Below are 17,021 nucleotides of genomic sequence, written 5' to 3' on the forward strand. Positions count from 1 at the left end.
CTCTCACGTCAATAACGAATGCAAATGTTCTTGGGCTCGGTGAAGAAGCGCAGCGCTTCCGCGCCGCCTTCGCGGCCGAGGCCCGATTGTTTGGTGCCGCCAAAGGGCGTGCGCAGGTCGCGCAGCAGCCAGCAATTGGTCCACACGATGCCGAAATCCAGTTGGGCGCCGAAGCGGTGCGCGCGCGACAGGTCGCGCGTCCACACCGAGGCGGCGAGGCCATAGCCCGTGCCGTTGGCGATGGCGAGTGCTTCCGCCTCGTCCTCGAACGGAATCAGGCTGACCACGGGTCCGAAGATCTCTTGCTGATTGGTGGTGGCATCGCTGCCCAGGCCTTCGATGATCGTCGGCGCCACGAACCAGCCATCGGCGCAGCGGCCGCCCACGTTCACGGGCTCGCCGCCGCAGAGAATGCTTCCGCCTTCGTCGCGCGCGGTCGCGATGCAGCCCATCACCTTGTCGAAGTGTTCGCGCGACACCAGCGCGCCGAGGTCGCTGCCGCTGTCGTTGGGATCGCCCACGCGCAACGCCTTCACGCGTGCGAGATAACGTTCGCGGAAGCTCTCGTAGATGGATCGCTGCACCAGCAGGCGCGAGCCGCACAGGCAGATTTCGCCCTGATTGGCGAAGCCCGAGCGCACGATGGTGTCGAGGTTGGCGTCGCTCAGGTCGGCGTCTTCGAATACCACGGCGGGATTCTTGCCGCCCAGTTCCAGCGACACCTTCTTGAACTGTGGCGCGGCTACCGCAGCGATCTGCGCACCGGTGCGCGTGCTGCCGGTGAACGAAACCGCCTTCACCGCGGCGTGCTCCACGATGGCCTGCCCCACGGTGGGGCCACGGCCTTGCACGATGTTGAACACGCCCGCCGGAAAGCCGGCCTCGATGCTCAGTTCGCCCAGCAGCGCCGCCGTGCACGGCGTGATTTCCGAGGGTTTGGCCACCACCGTGTTGCCTGCGGCGAGCGCCGGAGCAATCTTCCACGTGAATAGATACAGCGGCAGGTTCCACGGGCTGATGCAGCCGACGACGCCCAGCGGCTGACGCAGCGTGTAATTGATGGCGCCGGTTTCCATGGCGTGCGATTCGCTGCTCCAGCCCATGATGGCGGCGGCGAAGAAGCGCAGGTTGGAAACGGCGCGCGGAATGTCGAGGTTGCGCGCCTGGCTCAGCGGCTTGCCGCTGTCGCGCGATTCCAGCGCCACGAACTCATCCATGCGCGCTTCGACCAGGTTGGCAAGGCGATGCAGCAGGTTCGCGCGCTGTTCGGCCGGCGTCGCAGCCCAGCCGGCGGCGGCGCGGCGCGCGGCGGCCACGGCATCGGCAACATCATCGGACGTGGAGTCGGGACAGTGTGCGAACACCTGGCCGGTGGCCGGTTCGAACACGTCCAGCCAGCGATCAAGACGCGGCGCCTGAAGGCGGCCGTCGATCAGGTTGGCGAGGCGCAAGGTAGGCATCTGCGCAAGCTTAAGGCCTGGGGCCTGCAATTGCACCGGACGCGGCCGTATGCGCGGCGTGACGCCGCGCGACATCGTCAGCTCAGCGAGCGCGTGCGGCCGCCATCCACCGCGATGCTGACGCCGTTGACGTAGGCCGCAGCCGGCGTGCACAGGAAGGCGATCACCGCGGCGACTTCGGCCGCTTCACCGAAACGGCGCGCAGGCACGCTGGCGAGCATGCCCTTGGCGATTTCGTCCTCGCTGCGGCCACTGCGTACCTGGGCGGCGAGCAGGCTGTCCAGGCGCGCCGTGCGCGTGTAGCCGGGCAGCACGTTGTTGACGGTGATGCCGTCGCCGGCCAGCTCGCCGGACAAGGTCTTCGCCCAGCTGGCCACCGCGCCGCGCACGGTGTTGGACACGCCCAGGCCGACGATGGGTTCCTTCACCGAAGTGGAAATGACATTGACGATGCGGCCATAACCGCTCGCGCGCATGCCCGGCAGCAGTGCCTGCACCAGTACCTGGCCCGCGAGCAGGTGCTGGCGGAACGCGGTTTCGAACGCTTCCTCGGTCGCCGTGTGGGCGGGGCCGCCCGGCGGGCCGCCGGTGTTGTTGATCAGGATCTCGAACGGATGCGCCGCCACGATGTCCGCCAGCGCTTCGTGCAGGCGCTCGGTCTGCGCCATGTCCACCGCCACCCAGTCATGTCGCTGGCCGTGTTTGCGCGGCAGCTCGTCCGCAGCCGTTTTGAGGGCATCGGCCGAACGCGAGAGCAGGGTGACGCTGGCGCCCAGCTCGGCGAGCTCGATGGCGCTGGCGCGCCCGATGCCCTGCGAGGCGCCGCACACCAGAGCATGACGTCCGCTCAAATCCAGCTGCATGACACGCTCCTTGAGTGGCGTTGGAATTAGCGGGCGGTGTACTGCACAGCGAGCGCGCCGAACCAGCACAACCATGCCGCCCACAGACTGTAGCGCCAAGTCATTCGCCAGCGCGTGACGGCGTTGTCTTCCAGCGCGGGCAGCACCGGCGAACGCAGCGCCAGCTGAAGGCGCATCCAGGTGCGTATCGCATTGGTGGGCTCGCCGTCGGCCTCGGAGATGATCTTCCACTCGTTCGGATGCCGGCGGCGCAGCAGCGACGCAATGCGGTACTGCGAGCCGAAATGCAGCAGGAAACAGACGATGCCGGCGAGAAGGAGCGAAAGATAGAACTGGAGCATGCCGTGCCTGTGGGTTGGTGACGCACTGCCGACGCGAACTTAGCCCTTGGCCGAAGTGGTCGCCGGCGGCGTAGCGTCGTTGTTGGTGGAATTGGTGGGCGAGGCCGTGGCCTTGGTCGCATCGGACTTGCTGGCATTGTTGCCCAGGCCCGGCAGCGGGATCGCCTCGCGCAGCGTGCTCAGCACGCCATTGCCCTGTTCGGGCTTGGCGCAGATCGCGTTGTTCACGGCGTCCTGGAAGCTCTTGTCCATCATGCCGATCCAGACCGTGCCATCCGGGCCGTGCGGCACCTTGAACGAGCCGGCCGCAGCCATCTTCACCGGCGCTTCGGCCGAGAAGGCGGCAGGCGACTGCTCCCAATAGGTGCTGCTGGACTGCTGCTTGGCCGAGCTGTACAGCACGAGGTAGCGCGCGCGCTTGTCGGTGATGTCCACGCTGCCGAACGCACCGCTGGTGGCGTCGGTCCAGCCCATGTGTTCGCACAGGCCCACGTCCTTGCTGTCGATGGGCTGGAAGGCTTCATCCAGCACCACCACGGTCGGCGCGAACAGGTAGCTGGCGCGCAGCCAGCGCCCATTCAATTCCGACTTCACCGCAACGCGATACGGCACCTGCGATTCACGCGGCAGGCTGAAGCTGAGGAAGTAGCTGCGGTCGCCGTTGAGGTTTGCCACCATGCTGCCCGGGCCGAGCGCGAACTTCTTGGGCTGCCAGGGCAGGGCGTCCTGGTAGGAGAAGTCAGCAAAGGTGGTGCAGCACGGCGTGGCCTGCTGCAGCGCCTGCTTGGCCTGATTGAGTCCGCCGCTGCTGTCTTCGGGCGCACGCAGGTTCGGCGGCACCAGCGCTTTCACGCTGTGGCAACCGCTCACCAGCACGGTGAACGCAAGCAGGGCAGTGGCGATGATCAGTCGAGAGCGCATGGTTGGACCCGTGGATCAGAATTCGGCCGTCCCCGCCGCACGCGGATAGGGAATGGCATCGCGGATGTTGGAAAGGCCGCACACGTAAACGAGCAGGCGTTCGAAGCCGAGGCCAAAGCCTGCGTGCGGCACCGTGCCGTAACGGCGCAGGTCACGGTACCAATCGTAGGTGGCAGGGTCGAGGCCGAATTGCTGCATGCGTCGGTCGAGGTAATCCAGGCGCTCTTCGCGCTGGGCGCCGCCGATGATCTCGCCGATGCCCGGCGCCAGGACGTCCATCGCCGCGACGGTTTTGCCGTCGTCGTTCAAACGCATGTAGAACGCCTTGATCTGCTCGGGGTAGTTCATCACCACCACCGGGCGACCCACGTGCTTCTCGGCGAGATAGCGCTCGTGTTCGGTCTGCAGGTCGATGCCCCAGGCCACCGGGAATTCGAACTTCTGGCCGGACTTCTTGAGGATGTCGACAGCCTCGGTGTAATCGATGCGCTCGAACGGTTCGGCGATAAAGGCTTCCAGACGGCTGATCGCATCGGGCTGCACGCGTTCGGCGAAGAACGCCATGTCGTCCGCGCGCTCTTCCAGCACAGCCTTGAAGATGGCCTTGAGGAAACCTTCGGCGCAATCGGCGTTGGCGTTGAGGTCGGCAAACGCGATTTCCGGTTCCACCATCCAGAACTCGGCCAGGTGGCGCGGCGTGTTGGAGTTCTCAGCGCGGAAGGTGGGGCCGAAGGTGTAGACCTTGCTCATCGCCAGGCAGTAGGCCTCGACGTTGAGCTGGCCGGACACGGTGAGGAAAGCTTCGCGGCCGAAGAAATCCTTGCGGAAATCGATCTTGCCGTCGGGCGTACGCGGCAGGTTGGCCAGGTCCAGCGTGGACAGGCGGAACATGTCGCCCGCGCCTTCGGCATCGGAGGTGGTGATGATGGGCGTGTTGATCCAGAAGAAGCCCTGCTCGGTGAGCCAGCGATGGATCGCCGTCATCATGGTGTGGCGCACGCGCGTCACGGCGCCGAACAGGTTGGTGCGCGGGCGCAGGTGCGCCACTTCGCGCAGGAACTCCATGGTGTGCGGCTTGGGCTGGATCGGATAGGTCAGCGGATCGTCGACGAAGCCGGTGACTTCCACCGTCTCAGCCTGGATCTCGAAGCGCTGGCCCTTGCCCTGCGACGGCACCAGCGTACCGGTCACGATCAGGCCGGCGCCGGTGGTGAGGTGCTTCACCTCGCTTTCGTAGTTGGCCACCTTGTCGGTGACCACGGCCTGGATCGGGTCGAAGCAGGAGCCGTCCGTGACATTGACGAAGGAGAGGCCACCCTTGGAATCGCGGATCGTGCGCACCCAACCGCGCACCGTGACGACGCTGCCGGCAACGATAGAACCGGAGAGAGCCTGCTTGACACTAACCACCGCCATGGATTGAAACTCCTGCTGGGTGCCGCATATCGGCACGTAAGTCGAACGGACCATGATAATGTAGGCATCGTTCAGGTTCGACCCTTCATGTCCGATTTCGGACCATTGGTAGCCCCAAGTAGTTGCAATCCCCATGACGATCACCATCACGCCCGCCGCCAGCGAACGCATGCGCTCCTTCCTTGCCGGTACTCCCGGCGCTGCAGGCGTGCGCTTTGGCGTGAAGAAGACCGGCTGCTCCGGTTTCGGCTACGTGGTCGACATGGCCCAGGCGGTGGGCGAGGGCGACGAGACCATCGATGTGGACGGCGTCACCCTGATTGTCGACGGCAAGAGCCTGCCGCTGATCGACGGTACGGTGATCGACTTCCAGCGCCAGGGCCTCAACGCCAGCTTCGTCTTCCACAACCCCAACGCCACGGGCGAATGCGGTTGCGGGGAGAGTTTCACCGTCGGCTGAGACCGGGCCCGAGCGAGCGTTTGGTCATCCGCTTGCCCCAAATCCCTGAAATCCCTTACACTTCCGCTTCTGTCCACGCCCAAAAGGCGTAGATGGAACCTTGCCTCACCGCATAGTGCGGGAGGCTGCCAGGCCCTAAAAGGCCGCATCCACAAGGAGTTACCACACGATGTCCCTGCGACATTACGAAGTCGTGTTCCTGGTCCACCCTGACCAGAGCGAGCAGGTCCCGGCGATGATCGAGCGCTACAAGGCGCTGATCGAGACCGACGGCGGCAAGATCCACCGCCTGGAAGACTGGGGCCGCCGCCAGCTGGCGTACCCGATCGTGAACCTGGCCAAGGCTCACTACGTCATGCTCAACATCGAAGTGAGCCAGAACGCGCTGAACGAGCTCGAGTCGGGCTTCCGTTTCAACGACGCCGTGCTGCGCCACCTGGTCATCAAGCGTGACGAGGCCGATACCGAGCAGTCCTTCATCCTGAAGTCCAAGGAAAAGGATGACGCCAAGTCCTCGCGCCGCCGCGATGACGATGCGCGTGACGACAACGATCGCGACAGCGACGACTGATCAGGAGCACACACATGTCCAAGTTCTTCCGCCGCCGCAAGTTCTGCCGCTTCACGGCCGAAAACGTCAAAGAGATCGATTACAAGGATCTCAACACGCTGCGCCAGTACGTGACCGAGAACGGCAAGATCGTTCCGTCGCGCATCACCGGCACCAAGGCTCGCTACCAGCGTCAGCTGGCGACCGCCATCAAGCGCGCTCGCTTCCTGGCCCTGTTGCCGTACACCGACAACCACGACGTCTAAGTCGTGGCGTGCGCCGGGTGGCAACGCCCGGCGCATCGTCAACTCTTCGGACAACCGTCCACGGCTGCGCCGGGCCCAACCGGTGCTAACGAAAAGGAATACCCATGGAACTGATTCTTCTCGAGAAAGTCCGCAACCTCGGCAACCTGGGCGACAAGGTCAAGGTCAAGCCGGGTTACGGCCGTAACTACCTGCTGCCGCAGGGCAAGGCCGTGCCGGTCACCGCCGCCAACCTCGAAGCTTTCGAGAAGCGCCGCGCCGAGTACGAAGCCAAGGCTGCCTCGCAGCTGTCCGGCGCCGAAGGCCGCAAGGCCAAGCTGGAAGGCGTGACGGTGACCATCGCCGCCAATGCCAGCCCGGAAGGCAAGCTGTACGGTTCGGTCGGTCCGCGCGAAATCTCCGAGGCCCTCGAGGCCGCCGGTCATGACGTGCACAAGGGCGAAGTGATCCAGGGCGAAGGCCCGATCCGTCATACCGGCGAATTCGACGTGGTGATCGCGCTGCACGCTGACGTGCAGACCCAGATCAAGGTGATCGTGGTCGGCGAAAAGTAAGCCGCCCCATCGCCCGCAAGTCCCAGACGGGCGCCTCCGGGCGCCCGTTTGTTTTTCCGGGTTCGCCGCGTGCTTATCCACAACTAACCACAGCTTATCCACAGAGTTATGGTCTCGTCGCCTGAGATGGCGCCGCGTATGCTCTGTATCCAACGTCCGCCGCCGGCAATGCAGCCAATCGCTGCGAGGAATCGCGATGTCCTTCGTTTCCGATCGTTCCGACCGCCCCGAGCGCCGCGGTCGTTCCGAGCGCAAACCTCCATCCAGCATCGATGCGCTGCGCGTGCCGCCCAATTCGATCGACGCGGAGCAGGCCGTGCTGGGCGGCCTCATGCTGGCGCCGGACTCGCTGGACAAGGTGGCCGACCGCCTCAGCGAACAGGACTTCTACCGCAAGGATCACCGCCTGATCTGGCGCGCCATCACCGAGCTGGCGGGCAAGGGCATGCCGTGCGATGCGGTGACCCTGGGAGACTGGTTCGACGCCAATGGCCTCGCCGACATGGTGGGCGGCGCCTCGTACCTGATCGAACTGGCCAACACCACGCCGAGTGCCGCGAACATTGCCGCCTATGCGGAAATCGTGCGTGAGAAGTCGGTACTGCGTCAGCTGATCGACGCCGGCACCGGCATCACCGAAGACGGCTACCAGCCCGACGGCATGGGCGTGCAGGAAGTGCTGGAGCGCGCCGAGCAGGCGGTCTTCAAGATCGCCGAGTCCGGTGCGCGTGGCAAGAAAGACACGGTGTCGATGCGCGAGGCGGTGAAGGATGCGTTTCGCATTCTCTCCGAGCGCTTCGAGAACAAGGGCCAGCTCACCGGCATCTCCACCGGCTTCTCCGATCTTGATGAACTCACCTCGGGCCTGCAGCCGTCCGACCTGATCATCGTCGCGGCGCGTCCCTCGATGGGCAAGACCGCGTTCTCGGTGAACATCGCCGAATCGGCGGCCATGCGTGGCAAGAAAGCAGTGGCCATTTTCTCGATGGAAATGTCGGCATCGCAGCTGGCCTTCCGTATGATTTCCTCGGTGGGCCGCATCCACGCGCAGCATCTGCGCAATGGCGATTTGGCCGAAGAAGACTGGCCGCGCGTCACCAATGCCATCGCACTGCTTTCCGAGGCGAAGATCTTCATCGACGACACGCCGGGCCTGTCGCCGGTGGAACTGCGTTCGCGTTCGCGTCGACTGCATCGCGAACACGGCGGTCTGGGCCTTATCGTGATCGACTACCTGCAGCTGATGCAGGTGCCGGGCATGAAGGAAAACCGCGCCACGGAAATCTCGGAGATCTCGCGTTCGCTGAAGGGTCTTGCCAAGGAACTCAACTGCCCGGTGATCGCCCTGTCGCAGTTGAACCGCTCGCTGGAACAGCGCGCCGACAAGCGCCCGATGATGTCCGATCTTCGCGAGTCGGGCGCTATCGAGCAGGACGCGGACGTGATCATGTTCATCTACCGCGACGAGTACTACAACAAAGAATCGCCCGATAAGGGCCTGGCCGAAATCATCATCGGCAAGCAGCGTAACGGCCCGACCGACACGGTGAAGCTGACCTTCCTCGGCCACTACACTAAGTTCGAGAACTACGCGCCCGATTCGTTCGTCGGCGCATTCGAATAAGCGACCACGTGGCGCGTACAGGTTTCGTTCCGTTACAGGAACGGTACCTGTACCGCGCCGGTCCTATGCACCAAGTGCACATGAATCCCGTGCGGGATTCACATGCGGCAGCGCAACCTCGTCATCGGTTTTTCGGACGAGGCACTGCACATGTCGCTCATCCTTCTGCTCATCATCGTGTTGCTTTTACTCGGCGCTCTGCCGACCTGGCCGTATAGCCGTGCCTGGGGTTATGGCCCCAGCGGCGGACTCGGCCTGATCCTGATCATCCTCATCGTGTTGCTGGTACTGGGCGTTCTGTGAGGGTGATGCCATGAAACGAACCATGATTCCCGCGTCGCTGATCGTCGCGTGCCTGGCCTTGGCCGGTTGCGGCAGTACCACTCGCGTCGTGCAGAACAACGACACCTGCGGCAAGCAGATGACGGACCTGCAAGATGCGCTGGCCTCCGGAGCGATGACCCAGCACGAGTACGACAAGGCGCGCCGCGTCGCCGTGGAGCGCTGCCAATCCCGCGACAACCACTGAGTTGGGTACGGCTACTGGTGAGGGTAGCCATTGCCCGGGGAATGCCACGGGAGCGCCCCGGGAGTGTCGGGCCGGAAGGTTAGGTTGGGCACATCGGGCCGGATGACCGGACAAGACTGGTAAGCTTCCAGCCGAAGTCCTTAGGCCATCCGGCCCATCTTTTCCGCCCTTCCTCACCGCGCCCATGCGGGCGCCAAGCAGGCATGAGTCGTACTACCGTCGCCACCATCCATCTGGGCGCCTTGCGCCACAACCTGGGCCGCATCAAGCAGATGTCTGCGTCGGCCAAGGTCATGGCCGTCGTCAAGGCGGATGCCTATGGTCACGGTCTCGAACGTGTAGCGCGCGCGCTCGATGGCGACGCCGACGCGTTCGCCGTGGCCGCACTGGGCGATGGCTTGCGCCTGCGCGCAGCAGGACATCGCCAGCGCATCGTGGTGTTGTCCGGTCCGGATCGCGCCAGCGACATCGCCGAGATGCAGCGCTTGAATCTCGATGCGGCCATCCATCACGAAGACCAACTGCAGTGGTTGAAGGAAGCCTCGCCGTCGCGTGGCCCGCTGCGTGTATGGCTGAAGGTGGACAGTGGCATGCATCGACTGGGCTTTGCGCCGGAAGCGGTGGCTTTCGTGCACGGCCAGCTGGCGGCGATGCCGGGCATCGATCCGGAGATCGGCCTGCTCACGCACTTCGCCGAATCGGAAGTGTTCGACGGGAAGGAGACGCCGGCTCAAATCGCCCGCTTCAACGACGCCACGCATGGCCTGCTCGGTCCGCGTTCGTTGTCGAACTCCGCGGCCGTTCTCGGTTGGACCGAGGCGCGCGGCGATTGGGTGCGCACCGGCGGTTTGCTCTATGGGTTGTCCGTGGTCGATGGCAAGACCGGTGCGGACTTCGGCTTTCGTCCGGCCATGACCCTGAGCACGCGCTTGATCGCCGTCAATCGCATCGGCAAGGGCGAGCGCATCGGCTACAACGGCACGTGGACGTGCCCGGAAGACATGCCCGTGGGCGTTGCGGCCGTGGGCTACGGCGATGGTTATCCGCGCAGCGCGGTCGCCGGCACGCCCGTGCTGGTGGGCGATCGCAGCGTGCCTTTGATCGGTCGCGTGTCGATGGATCTAATCACGCTGGATCTTCGCGGTGCGCCCCATGCGAAGGTCGGTGACCGCGTGACGCTGTGGGGCCCGGAGTTGCCCGTGGAGCAGATTGCCGCGCAAGCCGGCACGATCTCCTACGACCTCACCTGCGGCATGACCAGGCGCGTGCTGTTCGTGGAAGACGACGACTGAGCGGATGCTCGTCAGCGCCGTCCTGCGCTTGGCGGGCTGAAGTCGCTCCATCGGCGGCGGGTGAATGTCTCGCGGTATGCGATGCAGGCCCGCTAAGCTTGGCCACTCGTTCGCGCCACCCTTTCAGGAAATCCGCATGGCCAAAGCCAAGACCGCCTATGTCTGCACCGATTGCGGCGCGGAACATTCCAAATGGCAGGGCCAATGCGTGGACTGCGGCGTGTGGAACACGTTGAGCGAAATCGTGCTGCAACCAGCGGTGAAGTCGGCGGGTGCGGCGCGCAGCACCAGCGGTTACGCGGGCGCTGCTGCCGGCTCGCCCAAGGTGACGCCGTTGACGGCGGTTGCCCAGCATGCTGAAACACGCACGCTGACCGGCATCGGCGAACTGGATCGCGTGCTGGGCGGCGGCCTGGTCGATGGCTCGGTCGTCTTGATCGGCGGCGACCCAGGCATCGGCAAATCGACGCTGCTATTGCAGATGCTGGGCACGCTGGGCACCCAGATTCCCAGCGTGTACGTGACGGGTGAGGAATCGCTCGGCCAGGTGGCTTCGCGTGCGCAGCGACTGGACCTGCCGCTGGCGCCGCTGCATGCACTGGCGGAAACCTGCATCGAACGCATCATCGAACAGGCACTCAGCAGCCGTCCGCGCGTGCTCGTGATCGACTCCATCCAGACGATCTGGACCGAACTGCTGACCGCCGCACCGGGTTCGGTGAGCCAGGTGCGCGAATCGGCCGCCAAACTCACGCGCTTCGCCAAGGAAACCGGCACATCGGTGTTCCTGGTAGGACATGTGACGAAAGAGGGCGGCATCGCCGGCCCGCGCGTGCTCGAACACATGGTGGACGCCGTGCTGTATTTCGAAGGCGAATCCGGCAGCCGCTTCCGGGTGCTGCGTGCTTTCAAGAATCGCTTCGGTGCGGTGAACGAGTTGGGCGTGTTCGCGATGTCGGAAAAGGGCTTGCGCGAAGTGCCCAATCCATCGGCAATCTTTCTTTCGGCGCACAGCGGTCCGACGTCCGGTAGCGCGGTGATGGTGACGCGCGAAGGCACGCGCCCCTTGCTGGTGGAAGTGCAGGCGCTGGTGGATCAGTCCTCGCTGGGCAATCCCCGTCGCGTTGCGCTGGGCCTGGAGCAGAACCGCCTGGCCATGCTGTTGGCCGTGTTGCATCGTCATGGCGGCGTGGCCGCGTACGACCAGGACGTGTTCGTCAACGTGGTGGGTGGCATTCGCGTGCAGGAGACTGCGGCTGATCTCCCGGTGCTACTGGCGGTGCTTTCGTCGCTGCGTGATCGGCCGCTGCCGGAGAAGACCATCGCGTTCGGCGAGGTGGGTTTGTCGGGGGAGATTCGGCCGGTGCCCAATGGTGAGGAACGCTTGAAAGAGGCGGCGCACCACGGGTTTCAGAAGGCGATTGTGCCGAAGGCGAATGCGCCCAAGAAGGCGAAGGTGGGGGAGATGGAAATTGTGGCGGTGGAGCGCTTGTCGCAGGCTATCGACGCTTGTCGCTAGTTAGTTTTGCTTACGCTCCCCGCTGAGGAGAGGGTTGGAGGTGAGCGGGTGGGTGCTCGCCTCAGGTTTTCTTTGTTTGTTCTTGCGACATCCTTCGTTACCACTTCACCGTCATCCCGGCGCAGGCCGGGATCCAGTGACTTTGCGCGTGGTTTTCGCGGTGCGTTTGATCGCGTTTGTGCCGCGCTACCGCGACCTGGCCGCTTACGCAGCGGGCGTTTCGATCGGCTGCCGCCGCTCGAGTCACTTTTCTTTTGCTGGCCCAAAAGATCCCACGGGGACTAGCTTCGCGTCGAAAGTAACCCAAAGAAAATGGCCTCAAGAACTCACACTGACTGCGGTATACGAGCCTGGAGGATTTGGAGCCCGGATCGTCACGATCTTCCCAATCCACGGTATGGCTACGTCGCGAGTAAGGCGGTGCTGAGGACTTAAGGCGGGGCTTCGCTTGGTGCGTTACACCGGTGGTAGCGCTGCAAAGTCCGGGTGTTGTTCCGCTCGTTGCGAGAACGCAGCGAGGTGCGGATAAGCTTTTGCATCGATAACGTCGGCCACGACGAGTTGCGTGAAGCCCCAGGCGACGGCGATGGATACGTCCGCTTGCGTCGGCGAGGCTCCGAATAGCCAGCCGTTCACGCCGTGCAGTTCGCGTTCCAGCAGATCGTACGCGGCGTGCAATTGTCCTTGCACGCGGGCGATCCAGCCTTCATCGCGCTTGTCTGGCGTGCGCTTGTCTTCATACACGAGCTGTACGCTCTTTTCGCTGGCGGCCAGGGCGATGCCGGTGAGGCGGAGTGCGCGTTGTCGGTGCGCGGCGTCGGTCGGCATCAGGGCGGGGCGGTCGCTCTTTGTTTGCGCCCAGTCGATGATCAGGCCCGATTCGGTGAGCATGCAGCCATCGTCCAGCACCAGCGTGGGAGCCTTCACCAGCGGGTTGATGCGCTGGAATTCGTCGAAATGCCGGAAGACGGACATCGAGCGATGCTCGAACGGGATGCCGAGCAGGCGCAGCGAGATCGCCGCGCGGCGCACGTAGGGCGAATCGAGCATGCCGATCAGTTCCACGAAAACCTCCGTCAGGAATGGAAGACGACGGTCTTGCTGCCGTTGAGCAATACGCGGTCGTCGAGGTAGAGGCGCAACGTGCGTGCAAGCACGCGGCGTTCGATGTCGCGGCCGATGCGGATCAGGTCTTCCGGCGTGTCGGCGTGGGTGACGCGTTCGATGTCCTGCTCGATGATCGGGCCTTCATCGAGCTCGGCCGTCACGAAGTGTGCGGTGGCGCCAATCAGCTTGACGCCCCGGCGATACGCCTGGTGATAAGGCCGCGCGCCCTTGAAGCCGGGCAGGAACGAATGGTGGATGTTGATGCAGCGACCGGCCAGCTTGCGCGCGAGATCGTTGGAAAGAATCTGCATGTAGCGCGCAAGCACGACCAGGTCCGTGCCCGATTGCTCGATCAATGCCTCCAGCACGCCTTCCTGGTCGGCCCGGCTGTTGCGGTCCACAGGCAGGTAATGGAAGGGGATGCCGTCCAGGTCGATATGGCGATACGTCTCGCGCGGATGGTTGGCGATGACGCCGGCGATATCCATCGGCAGCTCGCCGATGCGCCAGCGATAGAGGATGTCGGCGAGGCAGTGGTCGAACTTCGACACCAGCAGCATCACGCGCCGGCGCTGCGCTCGGTTGCGTAGCGTCCACTGCATGGCCAGGGTTTGGGCGAAGGCGTCGAAGCCTTGCTTCAGCGCATCCAGGTCGCGTTCGGTATCTTCGAACACCAGGCGCATGAAGAAGCGGCCTGTTTCGGCATCGCCAAATTGCTGCGCTTCGATGATGTTGCCGCCCTGTGCGGCGAGGTGATTGGACACCGCCGCCACGATGCCAGCGCGGTCAGGACAGGAGAGTGTCAGGACGAACTGGCCGGGAATGATCATGGCGTGAGATCTATGGCGTGCGATGAAGGATAAGTTCCAGCACCGCCTTGGTGCCGAAGAAGGCAAGCAGCAGCACGCCCATGCCCACCAGCGTGAGATTGACGGCGCTGCGTCCACGCCAACCGCGTCGCCAGCGGCCGATCAGCAGCGTGCCGAACACCAGCCAGGCAATGATCGACAGCACGGTCTTGTGGATCAGGTGCTGCCCGAACAGGTTGTCCACGAACAGGATGCCGGTGAGCAGCGTCAGCGTGAGCAGCAGGAAGCCGGCGCCAATGAGACGGAACAGCAGCGTTTCCGTCAGCGTCAACGGCGGCAGCGCGCGCATCCATGAGCCCACCTGGCGATGGCGCAGCGCGCGTTCCTGCACGGCGAGAAGAATGGCCAGCACGGCGGCGATGGACAGCACGCTGAAGGCGAGCAGCGCCACGGTCACGTGCAGCTTGATTTGCCATTCCAGCGGCAAGGGCGCGGTGGTGGGTGCCGCGAACACATCCAGTGCAAGCAGCAGCGCTGTCAGCGGAAACACGATGACGCCGAGCGCGGCTACCGGCCGCCAGATGTTCACCACCAGCGTGAGCGCGGAAACCACGCACGCCACCAGCGACAGCGAGGAGAAGAAATGCAGGTCCAGCGAACCGCGGTGCACGGTGAGCAGGGTTCCCGCGTGGATCGCCACGGCACCGCCCGCCAGCAACAGCGCGGAGCGGTTCAGCGGCTGTCCGCCACCCAGCAGCGGTCGGGCCAAGGCCGTCGCGGCGGTGAGGTAAAGCACGATGGCGAGCAGGGCAAAGAGGACGATGGCGGCCATAGCGGCCGAGTGTGGCATAGGCCCGGAAGTGGCGGGAGGGGTGAAGCGACGCGGTGTCGGACCCGTCACGCCATGGCTTGGAATCGGCCACAGATGGCCACGCGCGGAGCGCCGCACGACCCGGCGCCAAACCCCGGCTATAATCGCTCTCTTTCCGCCTACCGGCCTGATCCATGTTCGAGTCCCTCAGCCAACGCCTCTCCGCCACCGTCAACCGCCTGCGCGGCCGTGGTCGCCTGACCGAGGAGAACATCCGCGAATCGTTGCGCGAGGTGCGCATTGCTCTGCTGGAGGCCGACGTGGCCCTGCCGGTGGTGCAGGCGCTGATCGAGCGCGTGAAGGTGCGTGCGGTCGGCCAGGAAGTGATGAAGAGCCTGTCACCGGGCCAGGCGCTGGTGAAGGTGGTCAGCGACGAGCTGACGGTGGTGATGGGCACCGCCAATACCGAACTCAATCTTGCCCAGCAACCGCCGGCCGTGGTGCTCATGGCGGGCCTGCAGGGTGCGGGCAAGACCACCACCGTGGCCAAGCTCGCGCGCTTCCTCACCGAGCGCAAAAAGAAGAAGGTGATGGTGGTGAGCTGCGACGTCTATCGTCCGGCCGCCATCGAGCAGTTGCGTACGCTGGCCGAGCAGGTGGGCGTTAAGTTCTTCCCGTCGGAAGCGGGCCAGAACCCGGTCGACATCGCCAAGAACGCCATCGCTGCCGCGCGCCGCGAAGTGGTGGACGTGCTGCTGGTCGACACCGCCGGCCGCCTGCACGTGGACCAGGCGATGATGGCCGAGATCAAGGCGCTGCACGCCGCGATCACGCCCATCGAAACGCTGTTCGTGGTCGACTCCATGACGGGCCAGGACGCGGCCAACACCGCCAAGGCGTTCGCCGAAGCGCTGCCGCTCACCGGCGTGGTGCTCACCAAGACCGACGGTGACGCCCGCGGCGGTGCGGCACTCTCGGTGCGCTATGTCACCGGCCGTCCCATCAAGTTCCTCGGCGCCGGCGAAAAGACCGACGCGCTGGAACCGTTCCATCCCGATCGCGTGGCGCAGCGCATCCTCGGCATGGGCGACGTGCTGTCGCTGGTCGAGGAAGTGGAGCGCAAGGTCGATCAGGAAAAGGCGCAGAAGCTTGCCGAGAAGGTGATCAAGGGCAAGCGCTTCGATCTCAACGACATGCGCGACCAGCTGGAGCAGATGAGCAACATGGGCGGCCTGGCCGGCCTCATGGACAAGCTGCCTGGCGTTTCCGCGCTGCCGGAGAACGTGAAATCCAAGGTCAACGACGGTGAGATCAAGCGCATGGTCGCGATCATCCAGTCGATGACCAAGAAAGAACGCCGTCATCCCGACCTGTTGAATGGCTCCCGTCGTGCCCGCGTGGCGCGCGGTTCGGGCACCCAGCCGGCCGACGTCAATCGTCTGCTCAAGCAGTACATGCAGATGGAAAAGATGATGTCCAAGCTGTCCAAGGGCGGCAGCAAGGGCCTGCTGCGCCAGATGCGCGGTGCCATGAAGGGCATGGGCGGCATGGGCGGCGGTTTTCCCCCGATGCGCTGAGGCTGAACGGTCCGGTCGGTCAATCTGGCCGGATTTGCCTGCCAGCTCTTCCTTTTTCCTCAAAATTCATTAAAATGCTGCGTTCACCGCGCACCGCTGAGTGCGTGCTGCCGGCATCCCGGCAACTCTGGAGCTTTTACTTATGGTCAAGATTCGTCTTTCGCGCGGCGGCGCCAAGGGCCGTCCGTTCTACCACATCGTTGTCACCGACCAGCGCAGCAAGCGCGATGGCCGCAGCATCGAAAACGTGGGTTTCTACAACCCGGTTGCCTCGGGCAAGGACAAGCGCCTTGAGCTGAACGTTGCCCGCGTGCAGGAATGGGTTGGCAAGGGTGCGCAGCTGACCGACAAGGTCGCCGCCCTCGTCAAGGAAGCCGGCAAGCAGCAGGCTGCCTGAGCATGACGGCAGCCGGTCGGCGCGTCCTGGTAGGACGCATCGTCGGGCTATACGGCGTGCAGGGCTGGGTCAAGATTGAATCCTGGACCGAGCCCCGCACGAAGATCTTCACGTACCAACCCTGGCTGCTGAGTTCGGCGCCGGGTGCGGAAACGGAGATCGCGGGAGTGAAGGGTCGTCCGCAGGGCAAGGGGCTCGTCGCCCAGTTCCCTGGCGTGGATGACCGCGACGCGGCAGCAGCATTGGTGGGCCAGGACATTCACGTCTCCCGCGAATTGCTGCCACCTCCCGGCAAGGATGAGTATTACTGGGTCGATCTCGAAGGCCTCGAGGTCGTCACCACGGAAGGCGTGGCACTGGGGCGAGTCAGTCATCTGTTCGCAACCGGCGCCAACGATGTCGTGGTGGTGAAGGACGGCACGCGCGAGCGGCTGGTGCCTTTCATCCAGGGATCTTATGTGCGTTCGGTGGACTTGTCCGGCGGGCGCATGGTGGTGGACTGGGATCCTGAATTCTGAGCGCGCC

At 64.4% G+C, this 17,021-nt stretch carries 20 protein-coding genes; 12 read left to right on the forward strand and 8 right to left on the reverse strand.

Going from position 1 to position 17,021, the window contains the following annotated elements:
- Positions 1 to 8: 8 nt before the first annotated feature.
- From ABIC75_RS20770 to asnS, 5 genes are all read right to left on the reverse strand, one after another.
- Positions 9 to 1,460, reverse strand: coding sequence for an aldehyde dehydrogenase (locus ABIC75_RS20770; RefSeq protein ID WP_354015960.1), 1,452 nt, complete (start codon positions 1,458 to 1,460; stop codon positions 9 to 11).
- A gap of 77 nt (positions 1,461 to 1,537) precedes the next feature.
- Complete coding sequence (locus ABIC75_RS20775; RefSeq protein WP_354015805.1) at positions 1,538 to 2,323, reverse strand: SDR family oxidoreductase; 786 nt, start codon at positions 2,321 to 2,323, stop codon at positions 1,538 to 1,540.
- Between the two features lie 26 nt (positions 2,324 to 2,349).
- Positions 2,350 to 2,664, reverse strand: a complete 315-nt coding sequence (locus ABIC75_RS20780) for a hypothetical protein (RefSeq protein WP_354015806.1) — start codon at positions 2,662 to 2,664, stop codon at positions 2,350 to 2,352.
- A gap of 39 nt (positions 2,665 to 2,703) precedes the next feature.
- Positions 2,704 to 3,585, reverse strand: a complete 882-nt coding sequence (locus tag ABIC75_RS20785) for a MalM family protein (RefSeq protein ID WP_354015807.1) — start codon at positions 3,583 to 3,585, stop codon at positions 2,704 to 2,706.
- A 15-nt stretch (positions 3,586 to 3,600) separates the two neighbouring features.
- Positions 3,601 to 5,001 (reverse strand): asparagine--tRNA ligase, encoded by a 1,401-nt coding sequence (gene asnS / locus ABIC75_RS20790; RefSeq protein ID WP_354015808.1) that lies wholly within the window; start codon positions 4,999 to 5,001, stop codon positions 3,601 to 3,603.
- 133 nt (positions 5,002 to 5,134) lie between these two features.
- Here asnS and ABIC75_RS20795 point away from each other — a divergent pair, with 133 nt between their 5' ends.
- The 9 genes from ABIC75_RS20795 to radA all read left to right on the forward strand — a co-directional run bounded on the left by ABIC75_RS20795 (position 5,135) and on the right by radA (position 11,795).
- Positions 5,135 to 5,461 (forward strand): HesB/IscA family protein, encoded by a 327-nt coding sequence (locus ABIC75_RS20795; RefSeq protein WP_354015809.1) that lies wholly within the window; start codon positions 5,135 to 5,137, stop codon positions 5,459 to 5,461.
- Positions 5,462 to 5,630: 169 nt separating this feature from the next.
- Positions 5,631 to 6,032, forward strand: a complete 402-nt coding sequence (gene rpsF, locus ABIC75_RS20800; RefSeq protein WP_354015810.1) for a 30S ribosomal protein S6 — start codon at positions 5,631 to 5,633, stop codon at positions 6,030 to 6,032.
- A 14-nt stretch (positions 6,033 to 6,046) separates the two neighbouring features.
- Positions 6,047 to 6,277: a 30S ribosomal protein S18 gene (gene rpsR / locus ABIC75_RS20805; protein WP_111983860.1), complete on the forward strand. Its 231-nt coding sequence runs from the start codon at positions 6,047 to 6,049 to the stop codon at positions 6,275 to 6,277.
- A 104-nt stretch (positions 6,278 to 6,381) separates the two neighbouring features.
- On the forward strand, positions 6,382 to 6,831 hold the full coding sequence (rplI, locus tag ABIC75_RS20810; protein ID WP_354015811.1) for a 50S ribosomal protein L9: 450 nt from the start codon (positions 6,382 to 6,384) through the stop codon (positions 6,829 to 6,831).
- A 196-nt stretch (positions 6,832 to 7,027) separates the two neighbouring features.
- Positions 7,028 to 8,455 (forward strand): replicative DNA helicase, encoded by a 1,428-nt coding sequence (locus ABIC75_RS20815; RefSeq protein WP_354015812.1) that lies wholly within the window; start codon positions 7,028 to 7,030, stop codon positions 8,453 to 8,455.
- A gap of 102 nt (positions 8,456 to 8,557) precedes the next feature.
- On the forward strand, positions 8,558 to 8,758 hold the full coding sequence (locus ABIC75_RS20820) for a DUF3309 family protein (RefSeq protein WP_436407960.1): 201 nt from the start codon (positions 8,558 to 8,560) through the stop codon (positions 8,756 to 8,758).
- A 10-nt stretch (positions 8,759 to 8,768) separates the two neighbouring features.
- Positions 8,769 to 8,984: a hypothetical protein gene (locus ABIC75_RS20825; protein ID WP_354015813.1), complete on the forward strand. Its 216-nt coding sequence runs from the start codon at positions 8,769 to 8,771 to the stop codon at positions 8,982 to 8,984.
- A 203-nt stretch (positions 8,985 to 9,187) separates the two neighbouring features.
- Positions 9,188 to 10,276 carry an alanine racemase gene (alr, locus tag ABIC75_RS20830; RefSeq protein WP_354015814.1) on the forward strand — a complete coding sequence of 363 codons (1,089 nt, stop codon included), beginning with the start codon at positions 9,188 to 9,190 and terminating at the stop codon, positions 10,274 to 10,276.
- A gap of 136 nt (positions 10,277 to 10,412) precedes the next feature.
- Positions 10,413 to 11,795, forward strand: a complete 1,383-nt coding sequence (gene radA / locus ABIC75_RS20835) for a DNA repair protein RadA (RefSeq protein WP_354015815.1) — start codon at positions 10,413 to 10,415, stop codon at positions 11,793 to 11,795.
- Positions 11,796 to 12,251: 456 nt separating this feature from the next.
- On the opposite strand, the gene ABIC75_RS20840 is transcribed toward radA, so the two are convergent.
- The 3 genes from ABIC75_RS20840 to ABIC75_RS20850 are packed head-to-tail and all read right to left on the reverse strand — an operon-like array spanning position 12,252 to position 14,543.
- Positions 12,252 to 12,860, reverse strand: a complete 609-nt coding sequence (locus ABIC75_RS20840) for a glutathione S-transferase family protein (protein ID WP_354015816.1) — start codon at positions 12,858 to 12,860, stop codon at positions 12,252 to 12,254.
- 11 nt (positions 12,861 to 12,871) lie between these two features.
- Entirely contained in the window at positions 12,872 to 13,732 is an 861-nt protein-coding gene (gene purU / locus ABIC75_RS20845; protein WP_354015817.1) for a formyltetrahydrofolate deformylase, read from the reverse strand.
- A gap of 10 nt (positions 13,733 to 13,742) precedes the next feature.
- Positions 13,743 to 14,543, reverse strand: a complete 801-nt coding sequence (locus tag ABIC75_RS20850; protein WP_354015818.1) for a cytochrome C assembly family protein — start codon at positions 14,541 to 14,543, stop codon at positions 13,743 to 13,745.
- A gap of 173 nt (positions 14,544 to 14,716) precedes the next feature.
- Between ABIC75_RS20850 and ffh the strand changes: the two genes are divergently transcribed.
- From ffh to rimM, 3 genes are all read left to right on the forward strand, one after another.
- Positions 14,717 to 16,099: a signal recognition particle protein gene (ffh, locus tag ABIC75_RS20855; protein ID WP_354015819.1), complete on the forward strand. Its 1,383-nt coding sequence runs from the start codon at positions 14,717 to 14,719 to the stop codon at positions 16,097 to 16,099.
- A gap of 142 nt (positions 16,100 to 16,241) precedes the next feature.
- Positions 16,242 to 16,496, forward strand: a complete 255-nt coding sequence (rpsP, locus tag ABIC75_RS20860; RefSeq protein ID WP_354015820.1) for a 30S ribosomal protein S16 — start codon at positions 16,242 to 16,244, stop codon at positions 16,494 to 16,496.
- A 2-nt stretch (positions 16,497 to 16,498) separates the two neighbouring features.
- Positions 16,499 to 17,014, forward strand: a complete 516-nt coding sequence (gene rimM, locus ABIC75_RS20865; RefSeq protein WP_354015821.1) for a ribosome maturation factor RimM — start codon at positions 16,499 to 16,501, stop codon at positions 17,012 to 17,014.
- Positions 17,015 to 17,021: the final 7 nt, after the last annotated feature.

Source organism: Dyella japonica (genome assembly GCF_040545895.1).
Taxonomy (GTDB): Bacteria; Pseudomonadota; Gammaproteobacteria; order Xanthomonadales; family Rhodanobacteraceae; genus Dyella; species Dyella japonica_D.

Bases quoted from the DNA above. Each gene is read 5' to 3' on its own strand.
- ABIC75_RS20785 (WP_354015807.1), bottom strand. From the start codon at position 3,585: ATGCGCTCTCGACTGATCATCGCCACTGCCCTGCTTGCGTTCACCGTG.
- alr (WP_354015814.1), top strand. From the start codon at position 9,188: ATGAGTCGTACTACCGTCGCCACCATCCATCTGGGCGCCTTGCGCCAC.
- ffh (WP_354015819.1), top strand. From the start codon at position 14,717: ATGTTCGAGTCCCTCAGCCAACGCCTCTCCGCCACCGTCAACCGCCTG.
- ABIC75_RS20850 (WP_354015818.1), bottom strand. From the start codon at position 14,543: ATGGCCGCCATCGTCCTCTTTGCCCTGCTCGCCATCGTGCTTTACCTC.
- ABIC75_RS20820 (WP_436407960.1), top strand. From the start codon at position 8,558: ATGCGGCAGCGCAACCTCGTCATCGGTTTTTCGGACGAGGCACTGCAC.
- ABIC75_RS20795 (WP_354015809.1), top strand. From the start codon at position 5,135: ATGACGATCACCATCACGCCCGCCGCCAGCGAACGCATGCGCTCCTTC.
- rpsP (WP_354015820.1), top strand. From the start codon at position 16,242: ATGGTCAAGATTCGTCTTTCGCGCGGCGGCGCCAAGGGCCGTCCGTTC.
- rimM (WP_354015821.1), top strand. From the start codon at position 16,499: ATGACGGCAGCCGGTCGGCGCGTCCTGGTAGGACGCATCGTCGGGCTA.
- purU (WP_354015817.1), bottom strand. From the start codon at position 13,732: ATGATCATTCCCGGCCAGTTCGTCCTGACACTCTCCTGTCCTGACCGC.
- ABIC75_RS20780 (WP_354015806.1), bottom strand. From the start codon at position 2,664: ATGCTCCAGTTCTATCTTTCGCTCCTTCTCGCCGGCATCGTCTGTTTC.
- rpsF (WP_354015810.1), top strand. From the start codon at position 5,631: ATGTCCCTGCGACATTACGAAGTCGTGTTCCTGGTCCACCCTGACCAG.
- asnS (WP_354015808.1), bottom strand. From the start codon at position 5,001: ATGGCGGTGGTTAGTGTCAAGCAGGCTCTCTCCGGTTCTATCGTTGCC.
- ABIC75_RS20815 (WP_354015812.1), top strand. From the start codon at position 7,028: ATGTCCTTCGTTTCCGATCGTTCCGACCGCCCCGAGCGCCGCGGTCGT.
- rplI (WP_354015811.1), top strand. From the start codon at position 6,382: ATGGAACTGATTCTTCTCGAGAAAGTCCGCAACCTCGGCAACCTGGGC.
- ABIC75_RS20775 (WP_354015805.1), bottom strand. From the start codon at position 2,323: ATGCAGCTGGATTTGAGCGGACGTCATGCTCTGGTGTGCGGCGCCTCG.
- ABIC75_RS20825 (WP_354015813.1), top strand. From the start codon at position 8,769: ATGAAACGAACCATGATTCCCGCGTCGCTGATCGTCGCGTGCCTGGCC.
- ABIC75_RS20770 (WP_354015960.1), bottom strand. From the start codon at position 1,460: ATGCCTACCTTGCGCCTCGCCAACCTGATCGACGGCCGCCTTCAGGCG.
- radA (WP_354015815.1), top strand. From the start codon at position 10,413: ATGGCCAAAGCCAAGACCGCCTATGTCTGCACCGATTGCGGCGCGGAA.
- rpsR (WP_111983860.1), top strand. From the start codon at position 6,047: ATGTCCAAGTTCTTCCGCCGCCGCAAGTTCTGCCGCTTCACGGCCGAA.